General features: G+C 61.8%; 19 protein-coding genes. 13 read left to right on the top strand and 6 right to left on the bottom strand.

All coding sequences use genetic code 11. The features are described from left to right. Nucleotides 1–27: 27 nt before the first annotated feature. The 4 genes from L6D81_RS23145 to L6D81_RS23130 are packed head-to-tail and all read right to left on the bottom strand — an operon-like array spanning nt 28 to nt 3,574. Nucleotides 28–879 carry a ChaN family lipoprotein gene (locus L6D81_RS23145; RefSeq protein WP_236182072.1) on the bottom strand — a complete coding sequence of 284 codons (852 nt, stop codon included), beginning with the start codon at nt 877–879 and terminating at the stop codon, nt 28–30. Between the two features lie 21 nt (nt 880–900). Beyond that, nucleotides 901–1,668, bottom strand: a complete 768-nt coding sequence (locus L6D81_RS23140) for a heme ABC transporter ATP-binding protein (RefSeq protein WP_236182071.1) — start codon at nt 1,666–1,668, stop codon at nt 901–903. Continuing rightward, complete coding sequence (locus L6D81_RS23135; RefSeq protein ID WP_192565057.1) at nt 1,668–2,651, bottom strand: FecCD family ABC transporter permease; 984 nt, start codon at nt 2,649–2,651, stop codon at nt 1,668–1,670. Before L6D81_RS23135 ends, L6D81_RS23140 begins: the two co-directional genes overlap by 1 nt. A gap of 50 nt (nt 2,652–2,701) precedes the next feature. Further along, nucleotides 2,702–3,574, bottom strand: a complete 873-nt coding sequence (locus L6D81_RS23130; protein WP_236182070.1) for a heme/hemin ABC transporter substrate-binding protein — start codon at nt 3,572–3,574, stop codon at nt 2,702–2,704. A 162-nt stretch (nt 3,575–3,736) separates the two neighbouring features. Between L6D81_RS23130 and L6D81_RS23125 the strand changes: the two genes are divergently transcribed. Next, nucleotides 3,737–4,054, top strand: coding sequence for a Rieske (2Fe-2S) protein (locus L6D81_RS23125; protein WP_236182069.1), 318 nt, complete (start codon nt 3,737–3,739; stop codon nt 4,052–4,054). Here the strand turns inward: L6D81_RS23125 and sfsA are convergent. Continuing rightward, complete coding sequence (gene sfsA / locus L6D81_RS23120; RefSeq protein ID WP_236182068.1) at nt 4,051–4,764, bottom strand: DNA/RNA nuclease SfsA; 714 nt, start codon at nt 4,762–4,764, stop codon at nt 4,051–4,053. The two genes, L6D81_RS23125 and sfsA, sit on opposite strands and share 4 nt — an antisense overlap. Continuing rightward, the gene (locus tag L6D81_RS23115) at nt 4,764–5,936 is read right to left on the bottom strand and encodes a pyridoxal phosphate-dependent aminotransferase (protein WP_236182067.1); all 1,173 of its coding nucleotides are present in this window, start codon (nt 5,934–5,936) and stop codon (nt 4,764–4,766) included. The genes sfsA and L6D81_RS23115 overlap by 1 nt, the downstream gene beginning before the upstream one ends. Nucleotides 5,937–6,270: 334 nt before the next feature. Here L6D81_RS23115 and dksA point away from each other — a divergent pair, with 334 nt between their 5' ends. From dksA to L6D81_RS23055, 12 genes are all read left to right on the top strand, one after another. Then, nucleotides 6,271–6,714, top strand: a complete 444-nt coding sequence (dksA, locus tag L6D81_RS23110) for an RNA polymerase-binding protein DksA (protein ID WP_039771633.1) — start codon at nt 6,271–6,273, stop codon at nt 6,712–6,714. Nucleotides 6,715–6,797: 83 nt separating this feature from the next. After that, nucleotides 6,798–7,694 (top strand): tRNA glutamyl-Q(34) synthetase GluQRS, encoded by an 897-nt coding sequence (gene gluQRS / locus L6D81_RS23105; RefSeq protein ID WP_236182066.1) that lies wholly within the window; start codon nt 6,798–6,800, stop codon nt 7,692–7,694. 77 nt (nt 7,695–7,771) lie between these two features. Then, on the top strand, nt 7,772–7,948 hold the full coding sequence (locus L6D81_RS23100) for a hypothetical protein (RefSeq protein ID WP_003176118.1): 177 nt from the start codon (nt 7,772–7,774) through the stop codon (nt 7,946–7,948). Next, nucleotides 7,932–10,886: a sensor histidine kinase gene (locus tag L6D81_RS23095; RefSeq protein WP_236182065.1), complete on the top strand. Its 2,955-nt coding sequence runs from the start codon at nt 7,932–7,934 to the stop codon at nt 10,884–10,886. Before L6D81_RS23100 ends, L6D81_RS23095 begins: the two co-directional genes overlap by 17 nt. A gap of 22 nt (nt 10,887–10,908) precedes the next feature. After that, entirely contained in the window at nt 10,909–12,345 is a 1,437-nt protein-coding gene (locus L6D81_RS23090; RefSeq protein WP_236182064.1) for a sigma-54-dependent transcriptional regulator, read from the top strand. Between the two features lie 734 nt (nt 12,346–13,079). Next, the gene (locus L6D81_RS23085) at nt 13,080–14,480 is read left to right on the top strand and encodes a polynucleotide adenylyltransferase PcnB (RefSeq protein ID WP_236182063.1); all 1,401 of its coding nucleotides are present in this window, start codon (nt 13,080–13,082) and stop codon (nt 14,478–14,480) included. 3 nt (nt 14,481–14,483) lie between these two features. Continuing rightward, nucleotides 14,484–14,969 (top strand): 2-amino-4-hydroxy-6-hydroxymethyldihydropteridine diphosphokinase, encoded by a 486-nt coding sequence (gene folK, locus L6D81_RS23080; protein WP_236182062.1) that lies wholly within the window; start codon nt 14,484–14,486, stop codon nt 14,967–14,969. A gap of 320 nt (nt 14,970–15,289) precedes the next feature. After that, entirely contained in the window at nt 15,290–16,090 is an 801-nt protein-coding gene (gene panB / locus L6D81_RS23075) for a 3-methyl-2-oxobutanoate hydroxymethyltransferase (protein WP_236182061.1), read from the top strand. Continuing rightward, nucleotides 16,087–16,947 (top strand): pantoate--beta-alanine ligase, encoded by an 861-nt coding sequence (panC, locus tag L6D81_RS23070; RefSeq protein WP_236182060.1) that lies wholly within the window; start codon nt 16,087–16,089, stop codon nt 16,945–16,947. Before panB ends, panC begins: the two co-directional genes overlap by 4 nt. A 347-nt stretch (nt 16,948–17,294) precedes the next feature. Continuing rightward, the gene (pgi, locus tag L6D81_RS23065) at nt 17,295–18,959 is read left to right on the top strand and encodes a glucose-6-phosphate isomerase (RefSeq protein ID WP_236182059.1); all 1,665 of its coding nucleotides are present in this window, start codon (nt 17,295–17,297) and stop codon (nt 18,957–18,959) included. Nucleotides 18,960–19,073: 114 nt separating this feature from the next. After that, nucleotides 19,074–21,011 carry an acetate--CoA ligase gene (gene acs, locus L6D81_RS23060; RefSeq protein WP_236182058.1) on the top strand — a complete coding sequence of 646 codons (1,938 nt, stop codon included), beginning with the start codon at nt 19,074–19,076 and terminating at the stop codon, nt 21,009–21,011. Between the two features lie 100 nt (nt 21,012–21,111). Further along, nucleotides 21,112–22,128, top strand: a complete 1,017-nt coding sequence (locus L6D81_RS23055) for a class I SAM-dependent rRNA methyltransferase (protein ID WP_236182057.1) — start codon at nt 21,112–21,114, stop codon at nt 22,126–22,128. The last annotated feature ends 59 nt before the right edge of the window (nt 22,129–22,187 follow it).

Genomic DNA, 22,187 nt, shown 5'->3' with positions numbered 1-22,187 from the left:
CCGGGTCTTTTTTTGCCTGTGGAAAAGTCATTTCTTGCCGAATTGTTTACGCATCTCGGCGCAATAATCCGGCTTCGGCGTGGCCGGTGTGAACCAGACGTAATCAGCCATCGCCACCGTGATCTGACTGCCCTGTTCCGCCAGCATCAACACCGTCGGCGCTTCGGGCGCGCCCAGATCCAGCACATGCAGCGGCACGCCCACATCCTTGCGCGCGTGATACGCACCCGCCAATAACAATGCTGGCGCAGGCGCCGCCAGTAAACGCGTGGCCATGCGCCGATCCCGTTGTTGCTGAACAGCGAGCATCGCCGGCATTTGTGATGACGGCAGCAGGCCGCAGTGAGAATCGCCGATCTGCTCCAACAGGGTCTCTCTCACAGGTCTGGCGGTGCTGCGCTCTCCGCTCAAAACCGGAGGATCGCGATAGAACGCGCGAATTTCGATGTTATCGAGATTGGCCGCCAGCAACGGCCAGGATTGCGTCAGGGCGAACCGTACTATCGGACCATAGAGATTCCAGTCCCAACCGTCCTGCCAGGCCAATGCAGCAGGAAGATCAGCCGGTAGCGTTGCGGCATGGCGCACGTCATCGACGCGCGACTGTTGATCGGGCGTCAGCATTTCCAGCAGGAGACTGCCCTGAGGGCGCGCCGCTTCGAGGTTCTGCAACAACCACAATTGAAGGGCATGGTGATCGGCGTTGTCATGCTGTTCGCCAATAATCACCTGCGATGGACTGCTTAACTGAGCCAGTAATTGCTGCGCCGTCAGCCTCTCGCCGCTGCGCAAATCACGGATCTCGCCCACGACCGGCGGCGCTGCAACATGCTGGCAACCTGCGAGCCACAATACCGCCAACAGCAAAATCCCGCGCATACGCTCACCTCGATGACGAAATCAGCGGGCGATGATCAGCGGATGCCCGCGCTCCGGGTGCGGTTGCACCAGCACCTCCAGACCGAAAACCGCTTTCAGCGATTCCGGACGCAATACCTGTTGCGGCGTGCCCAACGCCACCGGGCGCCCCCCTTCCAGCAGCAGGATGCGATCACAATAGCGCGCCGCCAGATTCAGATCATGCAGGATCACCAGCACTGCCGCGCCACGATCGGCAAATTCGCGCACCGCTTGCAGCGTCGTGTGTTGATGCAACGGATCAAGCATCGAGGTCGGCTCATCAAGCAGCAGAGTCTGCCCCGCCTGCCCCGGCCAGAGCTGCGCCAGCACCCGCGCCAGATGCACCCGCTGGCGCTCGCCGCCGGACAGCGCCAGATAACTGCGGCCACTCAGATGGCCGGCATCGGCCGCCCGTAATGCGGCAGCGACGATCTCGTCATCGCGCACCCGCCCGCTCTGATAAGGCAGACGCCCCATGCCGACCACTTCTTCAACACGAAAGGCAAAATCCAGCGTCGACACCTGCGGCAACACCGCCAGTCGCTGGGCGCGCTGTGTGCCGCTGCAATGGCTCAAGGCCTCACCGTCCAGCAGCACTTCCCCGTCGCTGGCGCTCAACTCGCCGCAAAGCGCACCGAGCAAGGTACTTTTACCGGCGCCGTTCGGCCCCAGCACACCCAGCACTTCGCCCGGTTCGAGTTGCAGACTGACATCGGCCAGAACAGTCTTGTGGCCACGGCGGATGTGCAGATTGTGCGCACGCAGCATCAGGCACGCCCTCGCAGCAACAGATAAAGGAAGAACGGCGCACCGATGAACGCGGTGACGATGCCGATCGGCAGCTCTGCCGGCGCCAGCGCCAGACGCGCCACCAGATCCGCCAGCAGCAACAGACTCGCACCGGCCAGCACCGATGCCGGCAGCAACACCCGGTGATCCGGCCCCGCGAGCAAGCGCACCAGATGCGGCACTACCAGCCCAACGAAGCCGATCATGCCCGCCGCCGCCACCGCAGCGCCGACACCCAGCGCCGTACAGAAAACCAGCTCGCGCTTGAGCCGCTCGACATCGATTCCCAGATGCCCGGCTTCCGACTCGCCGAGCAGCAACGCATTGAGCGCCTTGGCCCGGCGTGGCAACCAAAGTGCAACACCGACGGTGATGATCAGCAGCGGCCACAACCGTGCATAGCTGGCGCCGTTGAGGCTGCCCAGGTTCCAGAACGTCAACGTGCGCAATGTCGCGTCGTCGGCCAGATAGGTAAACAGCCCCACCGCCGAACTGGCCAGCGCTGTCAGGGCAATCCCCGCCAGCAGCATGGTCGCCACATTGGTCTGCCCGTTGCGGCGACCGAGTCGATACACCAGCGCCGTTACCCCGAGCCCGCCAAGAAACGCGCATACCGACAGCAGATAAGGCCCGAACCACTCCGGTAATCCGCCAAAAAACGAGCCGCCGACAATCGCCACCGCCGCGCCCAGCGCCGCACCACTGGAGACGCCCACCAGTCCCGGATCGGCGAGCGGATTGCGAAACAGCCCCTGCATCGCCACCCCGGACAGCGCCAACACACCGCCGACGGCCAGCCCGAGCAGCGTACGCGGCAGACGAATCTGCCCGAGAATCAGTTCAGCCTGCTCCAGTCCGTCCGGCGCCAGCGGCACACCGATCATGCGCAGGGCGGCGCGCAAGGTATCGAACAGCGGCAGACTGACCGGCCCCAACGCCAGCGACAACCAGATCGCCAGCAGACACAGCAGGATCAGGCCGATGAACAAGCCACGGGGTTTGACCAACGTGGTCATTGGCCGCTCTGGGCCGGATAGAAACCGTCAGACAGGGTCTTCAGCGCAGCCGGCAAACGCGGCCCGAGTCCGCCCACCAGCAGCGTCGGATCCAGCTCCAGCACACGGCCGGTCCTGGCCGCACGGCTGGAATCGAGGATCGGGTTCTCCTTGAACAACGCCGCTTTCGCCGCCTCGCCGGTCAGCGCACGGTCAGCGAACACCAGCACTTCAGGATCAAGACTGGCCAGGGATTCCACGGAAAACGGTTTGTAACCGGTGTGGGTCGCGAGGTTATGCCCGCCCGCCTGTTGCAGCAGCCAATCGGCGGCGGTGTCTTTGCCGGCGATCAGTGGTTTGCCGCCGGCATGCCCGAGCAGCAACAGCACGCCCGGCGCTTTCTGTTTAGTCTGCGCTTGGGCCACACGCGCTTTTTGCGCATCGAGCTGCTGTTGATAACTTTGCAGCAATTGCGCGGCCTGGCTTTCGGCGCCGAGCAACTGCCCCAGATGGGTAACGTTTTTTTCCAGCGTCGGCAGATCCGGCTGAGCCGAGAACAACGCCACCTTCACCTTGGCGCTGCGAACCTGCGAGATCACTGGCGGCGGGCCCATTTCTTCGGTGCCGATCAGGATGTCCGGGCGCAGGCTGAGGATGCCTTCGGCCGACAGGCTGCGCTGGTAACCGATGCTCGGCAGCGACTTGAGGGATTGCGGATGCTGGCTGGTGGTGTCGACGCCCACCAGTTTGGCCTCGCCACCCAGCGCACTCACCCACTCCGACAATGCGCCGCCAGCGCTGACCCAACGTTGCGGCAACTCGGCCGCTGCAGCCTGGTGGCTGACCAAAAGTCCGACACACAGCACGGCAACGCGGGTACTCAGGCGCATAGACAGCTTCCTTGAAGGGTTTTCCCGCGCATCGGGACGGCAGGCCAAGTATCCTCGGCAGCGATCACCTCGCCGCGGGCGAAGGCGGCCATTTGATAATTGTTTGCATTTGAACGTCAAGCTCGGACATATCCGGACACGAGCCGACACTTGAGGATAGCCATGAAGTTTCTTTGCGCGGGTGCCGATCTGGCTGAGGGCGACAGCCGCGGTTTCGATATCGACGGGAAAAAACTGTTGGCCGTGCGCCGCGCCGGGCACGCGTATGTCTATCTCAATCGCTGTCCGCATCGGGGCGTCGGCCTGGAATGGCACCCCGACCAGTTTCTCGACCCCAGCAACAGCCTGATCCAGTGCGCCACCCACGGCGCGCTGTTTCTGATCGAGGACGGAGAGTGCGTTGCCGGCCCCTGCGCCGGGCAATCGCTGACGGCCATCCCTTGCCGGGAAAACGCGCAAGGGCTGTGGATCGATGTTTAACCGTTGAGCAGCACGTCCAGGCGGCGGTCGATCACCATCTCTTCATGACTCAAACGCACGCCATACGCCAGGACTTCGACCCCGCATGCCACCGCCTCACGCAGTGCAGCGGCGTAGGCCGAGTCGATTTCTTCGGCAGGACGAACCGCTTCGATACCGGTGAGATTGACGCAATACAACTGCACTGCGCGAATCCCGTCCCGGGCCAGATGCGCCAGCTCACGCAAGTGCTTGGCACCGCGCTCTGTCACTGCGTCGGGAAATGCCGCAATCGCCGTGCCGTCGAAACCGAGGGTGACGCTTTTCACTTCCACGTAGGCCGGGCCCGTCGGGTAGTCAAGGCGAAAATCGATGCGGCTTTTTTCCTGCCCGTACGCCACTTCGCGTTTGAGCCCGGTGAAACCGTTCAACTCGCTGATGACGCCAGCCTGCAAGGCTTCTTCGACCAGAGCGTTGGCGCGCCCGGTGTTCACGCAAAACAGCCGGCCCTGCGGGGTTTCACCGACTTCCCAGGTGCCAGGCAGCTTGCGCTTGGGATCATTGGAGCGGCTGAACCAGACCTGCCCGCCCTCGACCTGGCAATTGAGCATCGAACCGGTGTTCGGGCAATGAATGGTCAGCAACTCGCCGCCAACGGTTTCGATATCGGCGAGAAAACGCTTGTAACGGCGGATCAACCGGCCTTCTTCGAGCGGTGGATGAAAACGCATCAGCCTTGCCAGCTCTTCAAGCCGCGGGCGATGCGCTCCACCGCTTCCTGTAAGCGAGGGAGGTTTTGCGTGTAGGCAAAGCGCACATGATGACCGGCCTGATAGCGGCCGAAATCCAGCCCCGGGGTGAAAGCTACATGTTCGGTTTCAAGGAAATGCCGGCAGAACGCGAAGGCATCGCCGCCGAACTGGCTGATATCGGCATACAAATAGAACGCGCCTTCCGGCTCCACGGCGATGTTGAAACCCAGCTCCCGCAGTGCAGGCAGCAGAAAGTCACGACGACGGCCAAATTCGGCGCGGCGCTCTTCGAGGATCGCGATGGTATCAGGCTCGAAACAGGCCAGCGCCGCATGCTGGGCCATGCTAGGCGCGCTGATATAGAGGTTCTGCGCGAGTTTTTCCAGCTCACTGACCGCCGCATCGGGCGCCACCAGCCAGCCGAGGCGCCATCCGGTCATGCCGAAATACTTGGAGAAACTGTTAAGGACAAAGGCGCTGTCATCCACTTCAAGCACACTGGCGGCATCGGTGCCATAAGTCAGGCCGTGATAGATCTCGTCCACCACCAGATGCCCGTGACGCGCCTTGATGGCTGTGGATAGCCCCGCCAGCTCGTCGCGGGTCAGAATCGTACCGGTCGGGTTGGCCGGCGAAGCAACCAGCGCACCGACGCTGTCGTGATCCCAGTGGCGCGCCACCAGCTCCGGCGTCAGTTGATAACGCACGTCCGGGCCCACCGGTACAAGCTGCGCCGCGCCTTCGACCAAACGCAGAAAGTGCCGGTTGCAAGGGTAGCCAGGGTCGGCCAGCAGCCAGTGCTTGCCCGGATCCACCAGCAACGCACTGGCCAGCAGCAACGCACCGGAACCGCCGGGCGTGATGAGTATCCGCCGTGGATCGATGTTCAGGCCGTAGCGTGTTTGATAGAAGCCGGAAATCGCCTCGCGCAGCTCGGGAATGCCGCGGGCTGCGGTGTAGCGGGTTTTCCCGGCCGTCAGGGCTTGCTGGCCGGCGCGGATGATCGGCTCGGCGGTCGTGAAGTCCGGTTCGCCGATTTCCAGGTGGATCACGTCGTGGCCGGCGGCCTGCAGTTCATTGGCCCGCGCCAGCAACGCCATGACATGGAACGGTTCGATCGCACGACTGCGCGCACTGTAGGGCTGAGCCATTGGCCTTCCTTCAACGAGGGAAAAGAGACGATTCTACCCATCTGCCGGAACGAGCGAGAACCCGCAGCGGTCACAGCCTCAAGAACACTGGACTGTAACGACCCGCGCGTACGCTCCAGGATTGACTAAAATCAGTGATTGAGCAGGTTTGCAGCAACGCCGGACATGGCTTGGCAAACATTTGCAAGCCCCATCGGCCGCGCGCTCGACATCCGGGAGTAGCGCGGGCCGAATTGATCTGGTAAGTTCGCCCGCTTGCAGCCGCAGGGCCGGCAGGTGTCGGTGATGGAGCAATCCTGCGCAATGGATTACAAGAGTAGAGGCGGTCCATTTCATGCCCACCCAAGCAAAGCAACAGGCAAGTCAGACACTCAGCGGTTTCGAACCTTACGTCCCTAAAGAGGGCGAAGAGTACATGGGCGCGCCTATGCGTGCGCACTTCACCAAGATCCTGACCAAGTGGAAACTCGACTTGATGCAGGAAGTCGACCGCACTGTTGATCACATGAAAGACGAAGCGGCCAACTTTCCTGATCCGGCCGACCGTGCCAGCCAGGAAGAAGAGTTCGCCCTCGAGCTGCGCGCCCGCGACCGCGAGCGCAAACTGATCAAGAAGATCGACAAGACCCTGCAACTGATCGAAGACGAAGAGTACGGCTGGTGCGACTCTTGCGGCATCGAGATCGGCGTCAAGCGCCTCGAGGCCCGTCCGACTGCCGACATGTGCGTCGACTGCAAGAACCTGGCGGAAATCAAGGAAAAGCAGGTCGGCAAATAATCCCGGCCTGAACGAAAAACGGAGCGTGCGAACGCTCCGTTTTTGTTTCTGCTGTTTTTTGACTCTCAAGTAACATCGCCCTCATGACTGCCTACACCTCCCCCGCCTACATTGGCCGCTTTGCCCCGACCCCCAGCGGGCACCTGCACTTCGGATCGCTGGTCGCCGCCCTGGCCTCTTATCTGGACGCGCGCTCAGTGGGCGGTCGCTGGCTGGTGCGCATGGAAGATCTCGACCCGCCCCGTGAAGAGCCCGGCGCGCAAGCGGCGATTCTCAAGGCGCTGGAAAGCTATGGCTTCGAATGGGACGGCGAAATGGTCCGCCAGAGCGAACGGCACGAAGCCTACGCCCAGGTGCTCGACAGCCTGTTCAATCACGGCCTGGCGTACGCCTGCACCTGTTCGCGCAAACAGCTGGAGCCTTACAACGGCATTTACCCTGGACTGTGCCGCAACGCCGGCCACGACCAGGAAAACGCCGCGATCCGCCTGCGCGTGCCAGAGCTGGAATATCACTTCATCGACCGGGTGCAGGGCGAATACCGTCAGCATCTGGGCCGCGACGTGGGTGATTTCGTGATCCGTCGCCGCGACGGCCTCTACGCCTATCAACTGGCGGTAGTGCTGGACGACGCCTGGCAGGGCATCACCGACATCGTGCGCGGCGCCGATCTGCTCGACTCGACGCCGCGCCAGCTTTATCTGCAAGAACTGCTGGGCCTGCGCCAGCCACGTTACCTGCACCTGCCCTTGATCACCCAGCCGGACGGCAACAAGCTCGGTAAATCCTATCGCTCGCCACCGCTGGAAGCCGATCAGGCCACGCCACTGCTGCTCCGAGCCTTGCGCGCTCTGGGGCAAAACCCGGGGCCCGAACTGGCCCACGCCTCGCCGCAAGAACTGTTGAACTGGGGCAGTGCCCACTGGGATGCCTTGAAAATCCCGCGCACACTGACACTGCCCGAAGCGCAACTGCTGTGACGACACTTGCAGTGGCGCGCCCATCCGTTACCATCGCCGCACGTTTTCGGGCACGCGCATAAAAAAGAGAGGCCGGGATGTACATCTATCGCTTGGTCCTGCTTCTGGTCGTGGGGATCTACCTGTTTTCTCCTGCCATCATGGATTGGTGGATCGACGCTACGGGCGCCTGGTATCGCCCTTATCTGCTCTGGCTGATCCTGATTGTCGTGACCTTCATCCTGCAGAGCCAAAAAGATGCCGATGAGCTTTAGCCTGACCCAGATGCTGCTGATCAGCGCCGCCTACCTGGCCGCGCTGTTCGGCGTGGCCTGGATCAGTGAACGGGGCATGATCCCGCGGGCGATCATTCGCCACCCGTTGACCTACACCCTCTCGCTGGGGGTCTACGCCAGTGCGTGGGCGTTCTATGGCACGGTGGGTCTGGCCTATCAGTACGGCTACGGCTTTCTGTCCAGTTATCTCGGGGTCTCCGGCGCCTTTCTGCTGGCGCCGGTGCTGCTGTATCCGATCCTCAAGATCACCCGCACTTATCAACTGTCGTCGCTGGCGGACCTGTTTGCCTTCCGCTTTCGCAGCACTTGGGCCGGTGCGCTGACCACGATTTTCATGCTGATCGGCGTATTGCCGTTGCTGGCGTTGCAGATCCAGGCGGTGGCCGACTCCATCGGCATCCTCACCGGTGAACCGGTGCAGAATCGCGTGGCCCTGGCATTCTGTGCGCTGATCATTCTGTTCACGATCTTCTTCGGCTCGCGCCATATCGCGACCCGTGAAAAGCACGAAGGGCTGGTGTTCGCGATTGCCTTCGAATCGGTGATCAAACTGGTGGCCCTCGGCGGTGTTGGCCTCTACGCGCTGTACGGCGTATTCGACGGTCCGCAACAGCTCGAACTGTGGCTGTTGCAGAACCAGACCGCCCTCGCCGCCCTGCACACGCCGTTGCAGGAAGGCCCGTGGCGCACGCTGCTGCTGGTGTTTTTCGCCTCGGCGATCGTGATGCCGCACATGTATCACATGACGTTTACCGAAAACCTCAACCCGCGCTCGCTGGTCAGCGCGAGCTGGGGGCTGCCGCTGTTTCTGTTGCTGATGAGCCTGGCGGTGCCGCTGATTCTATGGGCCGGCCTGAAACTCGGGGCCACCACCAATCCGGAATACTTCACCCTCGGCATCGGCATCGCCGCCAACAGCAAGTCACTGGCGCTGCTGGCGTATGTCGGAGGGCTGTCGGCGGCCAGCGGCCTGATCATCGTCACCACGCTGGCGCTGTCGGGCATGGCCCTGAACCACCTGGTGCTGCCGCTCTACCAGCCGCCGGCCGAAGGCAATATCTATCGCTGGCTGAAATGGACCCGCCGGGCGCTGATCGTCGCGATCATCATGGCCGGTTTCTGCTTCTACCTGATGCTCGGCGCCGAGCAGGATCTGGCCAACCTCGGCATCGTTGCCTTCGTTGCGACCCTGCAATTCCTGCCGGGTGTGCTGTCGGTGCTGTACTGGCCGACCGCCAATCGCCGGGGGTTCATTGCCGGCCTGCTGGCGGGAATTGTGGTGTGGATCGTGACCATGCTGTTGCCGCTGGTCGGCAATCTGCAGGGTTTCTATATTCCGCTGCTGAACATGATCTACGTACTGGACGACACCAGCTGGCACATGGCGGCCATCGCCTCGCTGGCGGCCAACGTGCTGATGTTCACCCTGATTTCGCTGTTCACCAACGCCAGCCCGGAAGAGGCCAGCGCCGCCGAGGCCTGTGCGGTGGACAACGTGCGACGCCCACAACGCCGGGAACTGCACGCCGCCTCCCCGCAGGAGTTCGCCACGCAACTGGCCAAGCCACTGGGCGCCAAAGCGGCGCAGAAAGAAGTCGAACAGGCCCTGCGCGACCTTTATCTGCCGTTCGACGAACGCCGCCCCTATGCCTTGCGCCGGTTGCGTGACCGGATCGAAGCCAACCTCTCCGGCCTGATGGGCCCGAGCGTCGCCCAGGACATGGTGGAAACCTTCCTGCCGTACAAGGCCGGAGGCGAGAACTATGTCACCGAAGACATCCACTTCATCGAAAGCCGCCTCGAGGATTATCACTCGCGCCTGACCGGTCTGGCGGCCGAGCTCGACGCCTTGCGCCGCTACCACCGGCAGACCCTGCAAGAGCTGCCGATGGGCGTCTGCTCGCTGGCCAAGGATCAGGAAATCCTGATGTGGAACAAGGCCATGGAAGAGTTGACCGGGATTGCCGCGCAACGAGTGGTCGGCTCGCGCCTGAGCACCATCGCCAATCCATGGAAAGATCTGCTGCAAGGCTTCACCCACCTGCCCGACGAGCACTTGCACAAACAGCACCTGGCCCTCGACGGCCAGACCCGCTGGCTGAACCTGCACAAAGCGGCCATCGACGAACCGCTGGCACCGGGCAACAGCGGTCTGGTATTGCTGGTGGAAGACCTGACCGAAACCCAGATGCTCGAAGACAAACTGGTGCATTCCGAGCGTCTGGCCAGCATCGGACGGCTCGCCGCCGGTGTGGCCCACGAAATCGGCAACCCGATCACCGGCATCGCTTGCCTCGCACAAAACCTGCGCGAAGAACGCGAAGAGGACGATGAGCTGACGGAAATCAGCGGCCAGATCCTCGAACAGACCAAACGCGTGTCACGCATCGTACAGTCGCTGATGAGCTTCGCCCATGCCGGCAGCCATCAGCACAGCGACGAGCCCGTCTGTCTGGCGGAAGTCGCCCAGGACGCCATCGGTCTGCTGGCCTTGAACCGGCGCAATTTCGAAGTGCACTTCTACAACCTCTGCGATCCCGATCACTGGGTTGAAGGCGATCCGCAGCGACTTGCCCAGGTCTTGATCAATCTGCTCTCGAACGCCCGTGACGCCTCGCCTGCCGGCAGCGCGGTACGGGTCAAGAGTGAAGCCGGCGAACACACGGTCGATCTGATCGTCGAAGACGAAGGCAGCGGTATTCCGTCGAGCATCATGGACCGATTGTTCGAACCTTTCTTCACCACCAAGGATCCTGGCGAAGGCACCGGTCTGGGCCTTGCACTGGTCTATTCCATCGTTGAAGAGCATTATGGACAAATCACCATCGACAGCCCGGCTGATATTCAAAGCCAGCGCGGCACCCGTATCCGGGTCACATTGCCGCGCCATGTCGAAGCGACGTCCGCTGTGAACTGAGACCGTCGAGAGTATCGAATCAATGCCGCACATTTTGATCGTCGAAGACGAAACCATTATCCGCTCCGCCTTGCGCCGCCTGCTGGAGCGCAACCAGTACCAGGTCAGCGAAGCCGGTTCAGTGCAGGAAGCACAAGAACGCTTCAGTATTCCCACATTCGATCTGATCGTCAGCGACCTGCGTCTGCCGGGCGCTCCGGGCACCGAGCTGATCAAGCTCGGCCAGGGCACGCCGGTGCTGATCATGACCAGCTACGCCAGCCTGCGCTCGGCGGTCGACTCGATGAAGATGGGCGCGGTGGATTACATCGCCAAGCCTTTCGACCACGATGAAATGCTTCAGGCTGTCGCGCGGATCCTGCGCGATCGCCAGTCAGCGCCTGCCGCCGGCGAAGCAGCTTCTGCCAAATCGGCCAATGGCAATGGCAAATCCGCCATCGACAACAGCAATGGCGAAATTGGCATCATCGGCTCGTGCCCACCGATGCAGGACCTTTACGGCAAGATCCGTAAAGTCGCGCCGACTGATTCCAATGTCTTGATCCAGGGTGAGTCCGGTACCGGTAAAGAACTGGTGGCCCGCGCCCTGCACAACCTGTCGAAACGCGCCAAGGCACCGATGATCTCGGTAAACTGCGCCGCCATCCCGGAAAGCCTGATCGAGTCCGAACTGTTCGGCCACGAGAAAGGGGCGTTCACCGGCGCCAGTGCCGGTCGCGCCGGTCTGGTGGAAGCGGCGGACGGCGGCACGCTGTTTCTCGACGAAATCGGCGAATTGCCCCTGGAAGCCCAGGCTCGCCTGCTGCGCGTACTGCAGGAAGGCGAAATTCGCCGGGTTGGCTCGGTTCAGTCGCAGAAGGTTGATGTCCGCTTGATCGCCGCGACCCACCGCGACCTCAAGAGCCTGGCAAAAATCGGCCAGTTCCGTGAAGACTTGTATTACCGCCTCCACGTGATCGCGTTGAAACTGCCAGCCCTGCGCGAGCGCGGTGCCGACGTCAACGAAATCGCCAATGCGTTCCTCGCGCGCCAAAGCGCCCGCATCAATCGTACCGACCTGAAATTTGCCGCCGATGCCGAACAGGCGATCCGGCACTATTCCTGGCCGGGCAACGTGCGAGAACTGGAAAACGCCGTCGAACGCGCGGTGATTCTGAGCGAAAGCCCGGAAATTTCTGCCGACCTGCTGGGCATCGACATCGAACTGGGCGATCTGGAGGACGACGAATTCATCGGCCTGCCGGCGCAACCGGCCGGTAACGCCAGCAACAGCAGCCACGAGCCGACCGAAGACCTGTCACTGGAAGACTACTTCCAGCACTTCGTGCTTGAGCATCAGGACCACATGACCGAGACCGAACTGGCGCGCAAACTGGGCGTCAGCCGCAAATGCCTGTGGGAACGCCGTCAGCGGCTGGGGATTCCGCGGCGCAAGTCCGGGGTCGCCAGCGAGAGCTGAACGTTACCTGTCGAGTGTGCGGGTTAGCGTTGAAGCGCTGAAAAAACTGTTACCTCAGTCTTTTCACGTAACAGAAGCCGGGGTTATCGGTAACGAAACCCCGGCTTTTTTTCGCCATGAAAAAACGGCCATATCGACCTAACCCCTTGTTTTATTGGGGTTCGCAAAAGTTGGCACGGCACCTGCTATGTATTTGGTACAAGAACAATAACAAGCAATGCAAAAGACAATAAAAATAAGACGAATCGACTCACGCACAATAAAAACAAGACGGCGAGAGGCGCAGCTAACTGATTCTTTTGGAGAGGCGTTGTATTTGGGGCTAGCCCCACGACCAGGCCGAGAACAATAAAAACTGTCTTAAGACAGAGCCTGTACTGGTTGGATCACAAGATCACTGCAACACAGCGACCAAAGCAATCCGTTTGCTCTTGGCTCCCGATTGGGAGGGTCATGAAGGAAAAGCTTCATGGCGAGGGCACTCAACAAAAACAAGAAGCCCGAATCAATAATAAAAAGAGCACGCAACTACTTCTTGGGGAGCTTCGGCTCCCCTTGTAGTTTCTCCTTCCCGGAAAATCCTCCCTTCTGATGCGTTTCCACCCCCTCTAGCCTGCGGCTTGCAGCGCAAAACGGCAGCGTCCTACACCATCCCTCGACTAAATGCTAGAATCCCGGCCCATCATGCGGTCATTCTCTGGTATGGCCGAACATTCCTTCAAACAGTGCATCCCATGCTGAAGAAGCTGTTCCAGTCATTCCGAACTCCCCTGCGTCGTACGCAACACATCCGTAGCACGCCTGAAGTCCTCAACAGCGGCCAACACTCGCTGCAGAAGGCGCAATTCAGCCGTTACGCGGTCAACATCGTCGAACGCCTGCAGGGCGCCGGCTACCAGGCCTACCTGGTTGGTGGTTGCGTGCGAGACATGCTGCTGGGCATCACGCCCAAAGACTTCGACGTCGCCACCAGCGCCACCCCCGAGCAGGTTCGCGCCGAATTCCGCAATGCGCGGATCATCGGCCGCCGCTTCAAGCTGGTCCACATCCATTTCGGTCGCGAAATCATCGAGGTCGCGACCTTCCGCGCCAATCACCCGCAAAACGAAGACGACGAAGACAGCAACCAGTCTTCGCGCAACGAGAGCGGGCGCATTTTGCGTGACAACGTCTACGGCACCCTGGAAGAAGACGCGCAGCGCCGCGACTTCACCATCAACGCCCTGTATTACGATCCGGTCAGCGAGCGCATCCTCGACTACGCCAACGGCGTACACGACATCCGCAATCACCTGATCCGTCTGATCGGCGACCCGAAGCAACGCTACCAGGAAGACCCGGTGCGGATGCTGCGGGCCGTGCGTTTTGCCGCCAAGCTCAATTTCGGTATCGAGAAGCACACCGTCCAGCCGATCCGCGAACTGGCGCCGATGCTGCGCGAGATCCCGTCAGCCCGTCTGTTCGAGGAAGTGCTCAAGCTGTTCCTGTCCGGTCACGGCGCCATCACCTTCGAGATGCTGGTCGACCTGCAACTGTTCGCGCCGCTGTTCCCGGCCAGTGCCGATGCGCTGGAACACAACCCGGAATACACCCACACGCTGATCAGCGAAGCACTGACCAACACCGACCTGCGGATCAAGCAGAACAAACCGGTGACCCCGGCGTTCCTGTTCGCCGCGCTGCTGTGGCCTGCCCTGCCGGCCCGCGTGTTGCGCCTGCAAGAGCGCGGCATGCCGCCGATTCCGGCCATGCAGGAAGGTGCTCACGAACTGATCGCCGAACAGTGCCAGCGCATTGCGATTCCAAAACGCTTCACCATGCCGATCCGCGAAATCTGGGATATGCAGGAACGCCTGCCACGCCGCAGCGGCAAACGTGCCGACCTGCTGCTGGACAATCCGCGCTTCCGCGCCGGCTACGACTTCCTGCTGCTGCGTGAAAGCGCTGGCGAGCAGACCGATGGTCTGGGCGACTGGTGGACCGATTATCAGGACGCCAACGACAGCGAACGCCGCGACATGATCCGCGAGCTCAGCGGCAAAGGTGATGACGCCAGTGGCGCACCGCGCAAGCGTCGCCGCAGCAGCGGCTCCAAGCGCAAACGCGCCGGCGCACCGAGCGCCACGGGCGAATAAGGCATGGAACGCATCTACATCGGCATGGGCAGCAACCTGGCTGACCCGGCCGAACAACTGCGCAGCGCGATCGACGCGCTGGGGCAATTGCCCGACACCGAACGGGTCGGGGTCTCCGCGTTTTATCAGAGCGACTCACTGCTGCCCGGCCAACCGCGTTACACCAACGCGGTTGCCGCACTCGACAGCTCGCTGGCCCCACTGGATCTGCTCGATGCCCTGCAGGCGATCGAAAATGATCAGGGCCGCGAACGCCTGGAACGCTGGGGCCCGCGCACGCTGGATCTGGACATTCTGCTGTTCGGTGATCGCCTGATCGACGAGCCGCGCCTGAAGGTCCCGCATTACCACATGCAGGAACGCGCGTTCGTTCTCTATCCTTTGGCCGAACTGGCGCCCGAAGATCTGCGTCTGGCCGATGGACGCACACTTGCCGATCTTCTCGCAGCCTGCCCGTTCGTCGGCCTCGAACGCCTCTCTCACGCCTGACACACACCGCTGATGCGGGAGCCAACCGGCTCCCGCATTTTGCGTTCCTGTAGGACAAAAAACCCGCAGATCAGGCCCGCCGGCCCGCTGAATCGCATCAGTAACGCCGGTAACACTCCCCTCGTAACAATGCGGTAACACATGCAATTGACTTCCTGAGGCCTCATCACGACTATAGGCGTCCCGCTGCCGCCAACCCGGCATACAAGGGCGCAATCCAGGCCTTATAAGCACGACAAAAGAGCGTGCGCCTGAATAGATGACGAATCACGCGCGTTACTCGCAGTAGTTTCCAGAGCGCCTGAACGAGGATTTCTTACATGCCAGCCATCACCCTGACCACGCTCCAGAGCCTCAAGCAGAAAGGTGAAAAGATCACCATGCTGACCTGCTATGACGCGACCTTCGCCCACGCCTGCAACGAGGCCGGTGTCGAAGTGCTGCTGGTGGGCGACTCCCTCGGCATGGTCCTGCAGGGGCACGACAGCACCCTGCCGGTGACCACCGCAGAAATGGCCTACCACGTTGCCAGCGTCAAACGCGGCAACTCTGATGCCTTGATCCTGGCCGACCTGCCGTTCATGGCCAACGCCACCCTCGAACAAACCATGACCAACAGCGCTCAGCTGATGCAGGCCGGTGCGCACATGGTCAAGGTCGAAGGCGCCTTGTGGCTGGCGGACTCGATCCGCCTGCTGGCCGAACGCGGCGTACCGGTTTGCGCCCACATGGGCCTGACCCCGCAAGCCGTGAACATTCTCGGCGGTTATAAAGTGCAAGGTCGCAACGAGAACCAGGCACGCCAGATGCGCGCCGACGCGATCTCCCTGGAGCAGGCTGGCGCGGCCATGCTGCTACTGGAATGCGTGCCGAGCGAACTGGCGGCTGAAATCAGCCAGGCGGTAAAAATTCCGGTGATCGGCATTGGTGCCGGCAGCGACACCGACGGTCAGGTGCTGGTACTGCACGACATGCTCGGCCTGTCGATCAGCGGCCGCGTACCGAAGTTCGTGAAGAACTTCATGCAGGGTCAGGACAGCATCCAATCCGCGCTGAAGGCATACGTCAACGAAGTCAAAGCCGCCACCTTTCCCGGGATCGAACACGGATTCTCTGCATGAACACCGTCAAAACCGTACGTGAACTGCGCGCCGCCGTGGCGCGCGCCCGCAGTGAAGGCAAGCGCATCGGCTTCGTGCCGACCATGGGCAACCTGCACAGCGGCCACATCGCCCTGATCACCAAGGCCACCCAGCGTGTGGACTTCGTGGTCGCGAGCATTTTCGTCAACCCGTTGCAGTTCGGCGCCGGCGAAGACCTCGACAAATACCCGCGCACCCTGGCGGCGGATCAGGAAAAACTGCTGGAAGCCGGATGCGATCTGCTGTTCGCCCCGACCGTCGAAGAAATGTATCCCGACGGCATGGCCGGACAGACCCGGGTCAGCGTGCCGCAACTCTCCGAAGGCCTGTGCGGCGCCAGTCGTCCGGGGCACTTCGAAGGCGTGGCGACGGTGGTCAGCAAGCTGTTCAATATGGTGCAGCCGGACCTGGCGATCTTCGGCCAGAAAGACTTCCAGCAACTGGCGGTGATCCGCGCGCTGGTGCACGACCTGAACATGCCGATCCAGATCATCGGCGAACCGACCGTACGCGCCGCCGATGGCCTGGCGCTGTCCTCGCGCAACGGTTTCCTCAGTGAAGAACAGCGCGCCGTGGCGCCGGTGGTCTACCGCACCCTGAGCAGCATTGCCGAGTCGATCAAGCAGGGCGAGCGCGACTTCCCTGCCCTGATCCAGGCGCAACGCCAGCAACTGGAAGCTGCCGGCCTGCGTCCGGACTACCTGGAAATCCGCCACGCGCTGACCCTGCGTCCGGCAACGGCGCAGGATCGTGATCTGGTGATTCTGGTCGCCGCATTCCTCGGCACCACCCGGTTGATCGACAACCTGCACCTGAATCTCGATACCCCCGCCTGAACCCGGCAAACGCGGTGGGAGCAAACCCGCTCCCACAGCGTCTGCACGCACTTCCAGACTGTATTGCTGAGCACCTGCCCATCGGGCAAACTGCCCGCCGTTCGACTCGACACCCATAGCAGGGACTGCTCGCAATACCCGCCGTTTGTCGGCCCCGTCTGTTATCAATGTTAAAAAAGTACCGAAAACAGGTCAGACAAAGCCAAGACAGATCGCGGCGCTGGGTTTACTGTATTCGCCCTGCGCCAAAGTAATCGTGTCGACGCAGTTGCCCCCTCGCCCAAACATGGCGGGGAGGTCTTTTCAGTGTTCAAAAGGCCGTTCAAGTAAAAAGGAAAACCGCAGCGATGGCGTACTACCGCACTCCTCATGACGTTACCGCTCTGCCTGCCTGGCAAGCGTTGAAAGATCACCGCCAAGCCATGCAGGATTTCAGCATGCGCGAAGCCTTCAACGCCGATCCGCAGCGCTTCAATCAGTTCACTCTCAGCAGCTGCGGACTGTTTCTCGACTATTCGAAGAATCTGATCAACGCCGAGACCCGCAACTTGCTGGTGGGTCTGGCCAATGAAGTCGATCTCAAAGGCGCGATCAAGGCGCTGTTCGACGGCGAAATCGTCAACGCGTCCGAAGGCCGCCCGGCGCTGCACACCGCCCTGCGTCGCCCGGTTGGCGACAAGCTGTCGGTCAACGGCGTCAACGTGATGCCTGAAGTTCACAAGGTGCTGAACCAGATCACCGATCTCGTGGGCCGCATCCACGACGGTCTGTGGCGCGGTTACACCGAGAAGCCGATCACCGACGTGGTGAACATCGGCATCGGTGGCTCGTTCCTCGGCCCCGAGCTGGTCTCCGAAGCCCTGCTGTCCTACGCCCAGAAAGGCGTGCGTTGCCATTACCTGGCGAACATCGACGGCAGCGAATTTCACGAGCTGACGCAAAAGCTGCGCGCCGAGACCACGCTGTTCATCGTTTCGTCGAAATCGTTCAACACCCTCGAAACCCTGAAAAACGCCCAGGCCGCCCGCGCCTGGTACCTGGCCCAGGGTGGTTCGGAAGCCGAGCTGTATCGCCACTTCATCGCCGTCTCGAGCAACAACGCGGCAGCCGTGGCCTTCGGTATCCGCGAAGAAAACATCTTCCCGATGTGGGACTGGGTCGGCGGTCGTTACTCGCTGTGGTCGGCCATCGGCCTGCCAATCGCGCTGGCCATCGGCATGTCCAACTTCAAGGAACTGCTGTCCGGTGCCTACACCATGGACCAGCATTTCCAGAGCGCGCCGTTCGAACAGAACATGCCAGTGCTGCTGGCCCTGCTCGGCGTGTGGTATGGCAACTTCTGGGGTGCACAAAGCCACGCGATCCTGCCGTACGACCACTACCTGCGTAACATCACCAAGCACTTGCAACAGCTGGACATGGAATCCAACGGCAAGAGCGTGCGCCAGGACGGCACCGCAGTGTCGACCGATACCGGCCCGGTGATCTGGGGTGGCGTCGGCTGCAACGGTCAGCACGCTTACCACCAGTTGCTGCACCAGGGCACCCAACTGATCCCGGCCGACTTCATCGTCCCGATCGTCAGCTTCAATCCGGTCTCCGACCACCATCAGTGGCTGTACGCCAACTGCCTGTCGCAGAGCCAGGCGCTGATGCTCGGCAAGACCCTGCCGGAAGCCGAAGCCGAACTGCGCGACAAGGGCGTGAGCGAAGACCAGGTGCAGAAGCTGGCACCGCACAAGGTGATCCCGGGCAACCGTCCGAGCAATACCCTGGTGGTCGAGCGCATCAGCCCGCGTCGTCTCGGCGCACTGGTGGCGATGTACGAACACAAAGTCTTCGTGCAAAGCGTGGTCTGGGGCATCAACGCCTTCGACCAGTGGGGCGTGGAACTGGGCAAGGAACTGGGCAAGGGTGTCTACAACCGCCTGGTCGGCAGCGAAGAAACCGCTGCTGAAGACCCGTCCACCCAAGGCCTGATCAACTACTTCCGCGGCCGTCACCGCGGCTGATCCAGCCCTGAACACACCCCCTCGCCATGAGGGGGTGTTTGTTTACAGGTATTGAACCCTCACCGCTCTCGGCGCATCTTTATCCTTGTCGCACAACAAGAATAAGGAACCGTCATGTTCGATATCAGCACGTTCCCCAAAGCCGATGCCGTCCGCCGGGCTGCACAATTGAGTCAGGACGACTACCAGCGCCTGTACCGCGAATCCATTGAACACCCCAGCACCTTCTGGGCCGAACAGGCCCGGCGCTTTCTCGACTGGAGCACGCCGTGGCAGACCGTCCAGCGCTATGACCTGAAGACCGGCGAAGCCGCCTGGTTTGCCGGTGGCAAGCTGAACGTCAGCTACAACTGCATCGACCGCCATCTGGAAAAGCGCGGCGATCAGACCGCCATTCTCTGGGAAGGCGACGACCCTGCCGAATCGACGCAAATCACCTACAGCAAACTCCATCACCACGTCTGCCGCCTGGCCAACGTGCTGAAAAGCCGTGGTGTGAAAAAAGGCGACCGGGTCTGCATCTACATGCCGATGATCCCCGAAGCCGCCTACGCCATGCTCGCCTGCGCGCGGATCGGCGCGATTCATTCGGTGGTGTTTGGTGGTTTCTCCCCGGACTCTCTGCGCGACCGCATTCTCGACGCCGACTGCCGCACCGTGATCACCGCCGACGAAGGTGTGCGCGGTGGCAAATTCGTACCGCTGAAACAGAATGTCGACAAGGCCCTGCAGAGTTGCCCGAATGTCAGCACCGTCGTGGTAGTCGAGCGTACCCAGAACAAAGTCGACTGGGTCGAAGGCCGCGACCTCTGGTATCACCAGGCCGTACGCGACGTCAGCGACGATTGCCCGCCAGAACCGATGGACGCCGAAGACCCGCTGTTCATCCTCTACACCTCCGGCAGCACCGGTAAACCCAAGGGCGTGCTGCACACCACCGGCGGTTATCTGCTGCAAGCGACGATGACCTTCAAGTACGTACTCGATTACCGCGACGGCGAAGTGTTCTGGTGCACCGCCGACGTCGGCTGGGTCACCGGCCACAGTTACATCGTCTATGGCCCACTGGCCAACGGGGCGACCACCCTGATTTTCGAAGGTGTGCCGAGCTACCCGAGCACTTCACGGTTCTGGCAAGTGATCGACAAACACAAGGTCAACATCTTCTACACCGCCCCCACCGCCCTGCGCGCCTTGATGCGCGAAGGCGCCGGGCCGTTGCAGGAAACGTCGCGGCAAAGCCTCAGATTGCTCGGCAGTGTCGGTGAGCCGATCAACCCGGAAGCGTGGGAATGGTATTTCAACGTGGTCGGCGAACAGCGCTGCCCGATTGTCGATACCTGGTGGCAGACCGAAACCGGCGGCATCATGCTCAGCCCGCTGGTCAGCGCCCGGCGAATCAAACCGGGCTGCGCCACCCAGCCGATGTTCGGCGTGCAACCGGTGCTGCTCGATGAGCACGGCAAGGAAATCAAGGGCGCCGGCAGTGGCGTGCTGGCGATCAAGTCGAGCTGGCCGGCACAGATCCGCAGCGTTTACGGCGACCCGCAGCGCATGGTCGACACCTACTTCAAACCCTACCCCGGCTACTACTTCACCGGCGACGGCGCCCGCCGTGACGAGGACGGCGATTACTGGATCACCGGGCGCATCGACGACGTGATCAATGTCTCCGGCCATCGCATCGGCACCGCCGAGGTAGAGAGCGCGCTGGTGCTGCACGACAGCATCGCCGAGGCCGCCGTGGTCGGCTATCCCCACGACGTCAAAGGCCAGGGGATTTATGCGTTCGTCACGCCGATGAATGGCACCGAGCCCAGCGATGAACTGAAGAAAGAACTGCTGGCCCACGTCAGCAAGGAAATCGGCAGCTTTGCCAAACCGGACCTGATCCAGTGGGCCCCGGCGCTGCCGAAAACCCGTTCGGGCAAAATCATGCGGCGGATCCTGCGCAAGATCGCCTCCAACGAACTCGACAGCCTCGGCGATACGTCGACCCTGGCGGATCCGAGCGTGGTGCAGGGTTTGATCGATAAACGCTTGAACCAATAGGAGCAGCTGCAAGCGGCGAGCCCCAAGTCTGAAGCTCGCCGCTTGCCGCCAAGTTGCTGCTAAACTCCCGCGCCCCGATTCCCTCCAGCAAGGCGCCCGCATGTCTTCCTTGAACCTGGCGCTGCGCGCCGCCCTCGACCAACGCCAGGATCTGCTCGCCGAGCTGCACCGCCAGGGCACTGACTGCTACCGGCTGTTCCACGGCAGCCAGGAAGGCGCCGGCGGCCTGACCATCGACCGCTATGGCCCGCAACTGATGGTGCAAAGCTTTCATCAGACCCTGGCGCGTGAAGACCTGCTGCAACTGCACGCCATGGTCAACCAGACCCTGGGCCTGGAAACGCTGCTGGTCTACAACGACCGCTCCCGTGGCAATTCGCGGATCGACCGTGAAGACAGCGTCTACCGCGCCGACGACGCAGCACTGGCCGATCTGATCGGCCACGAATGGGGCCTGAATTATCGTGTACGTGGCCGTCATGCCGGACAGGATCCGCTGCTGTTCCTCGACCTGCGCAACACCCGCGGCTGGGTCAAGGATCACGCCAAGGGTAAACGTGTGCTCAACCTGTTCGCCTACACCTGCGGCGTCGGTCTCAGCGCAGCCGCTGGCGGTGCAAGCGAGGTGTGCAACCTGGATTTCGCCGAGGGCAATCTGGCGGTCGGTCGCGAGAACGGTCAGCTCAACCCGCACCTGCCGAGCATGGAATTCATCCAGTCCGATTACTTCCCGGCCATCCGCCAACTGGCCGGCCTGCCGATCAGCCAGCGTCGCGGGCAGAAACTGCCGAGCTATCAACGCCTCGAACAGCGCCAATACGATCTGGTGCTGCTCGACCCACCGGCGTGGGCCAAGAGCGCGTTCGGCACCGTCGATCTGCTGCGCGATTATCAAAGCCTGCTCAAGCCCGCGCTGCTGACCACCGCCGAGAACGGCGTGCTGATCTGCTGCAATAACCTGGCGAAAGTCAGCATGGATGACTGGCGCGAACAGGTGCTGCGCTGCGCAGAAAAAGCCGGCCGGCCGGTGCGTGAATGGAGCGTGATGACCCCAGGTGCCGACTTCCCTTCGCGGGATCAACAACCGCCGCTGAAGACCCTGATCCTCCAGCTTTAAAAGCGGTGCAGGAAATTTCCCACGGAAAAATCTGAACAATCCTGAGCATCGGCATTTGC

It is taken from the genome of Pseudomonas sputi (assembly GCF_021603585.1).
Classification (GTDB): Bacteria; Pseudomonadota; Gammaproteobacteria; order Pseudomonadales; family Pseudomonadaceae; genus Aquipseudomonas; species Aquipseudomonas sputi.
The sequence above is the reverse complement of the archived record's forward strand: the minus strand, read 5'-3'. Positions and strand labels throughout refer to the sequence as shown.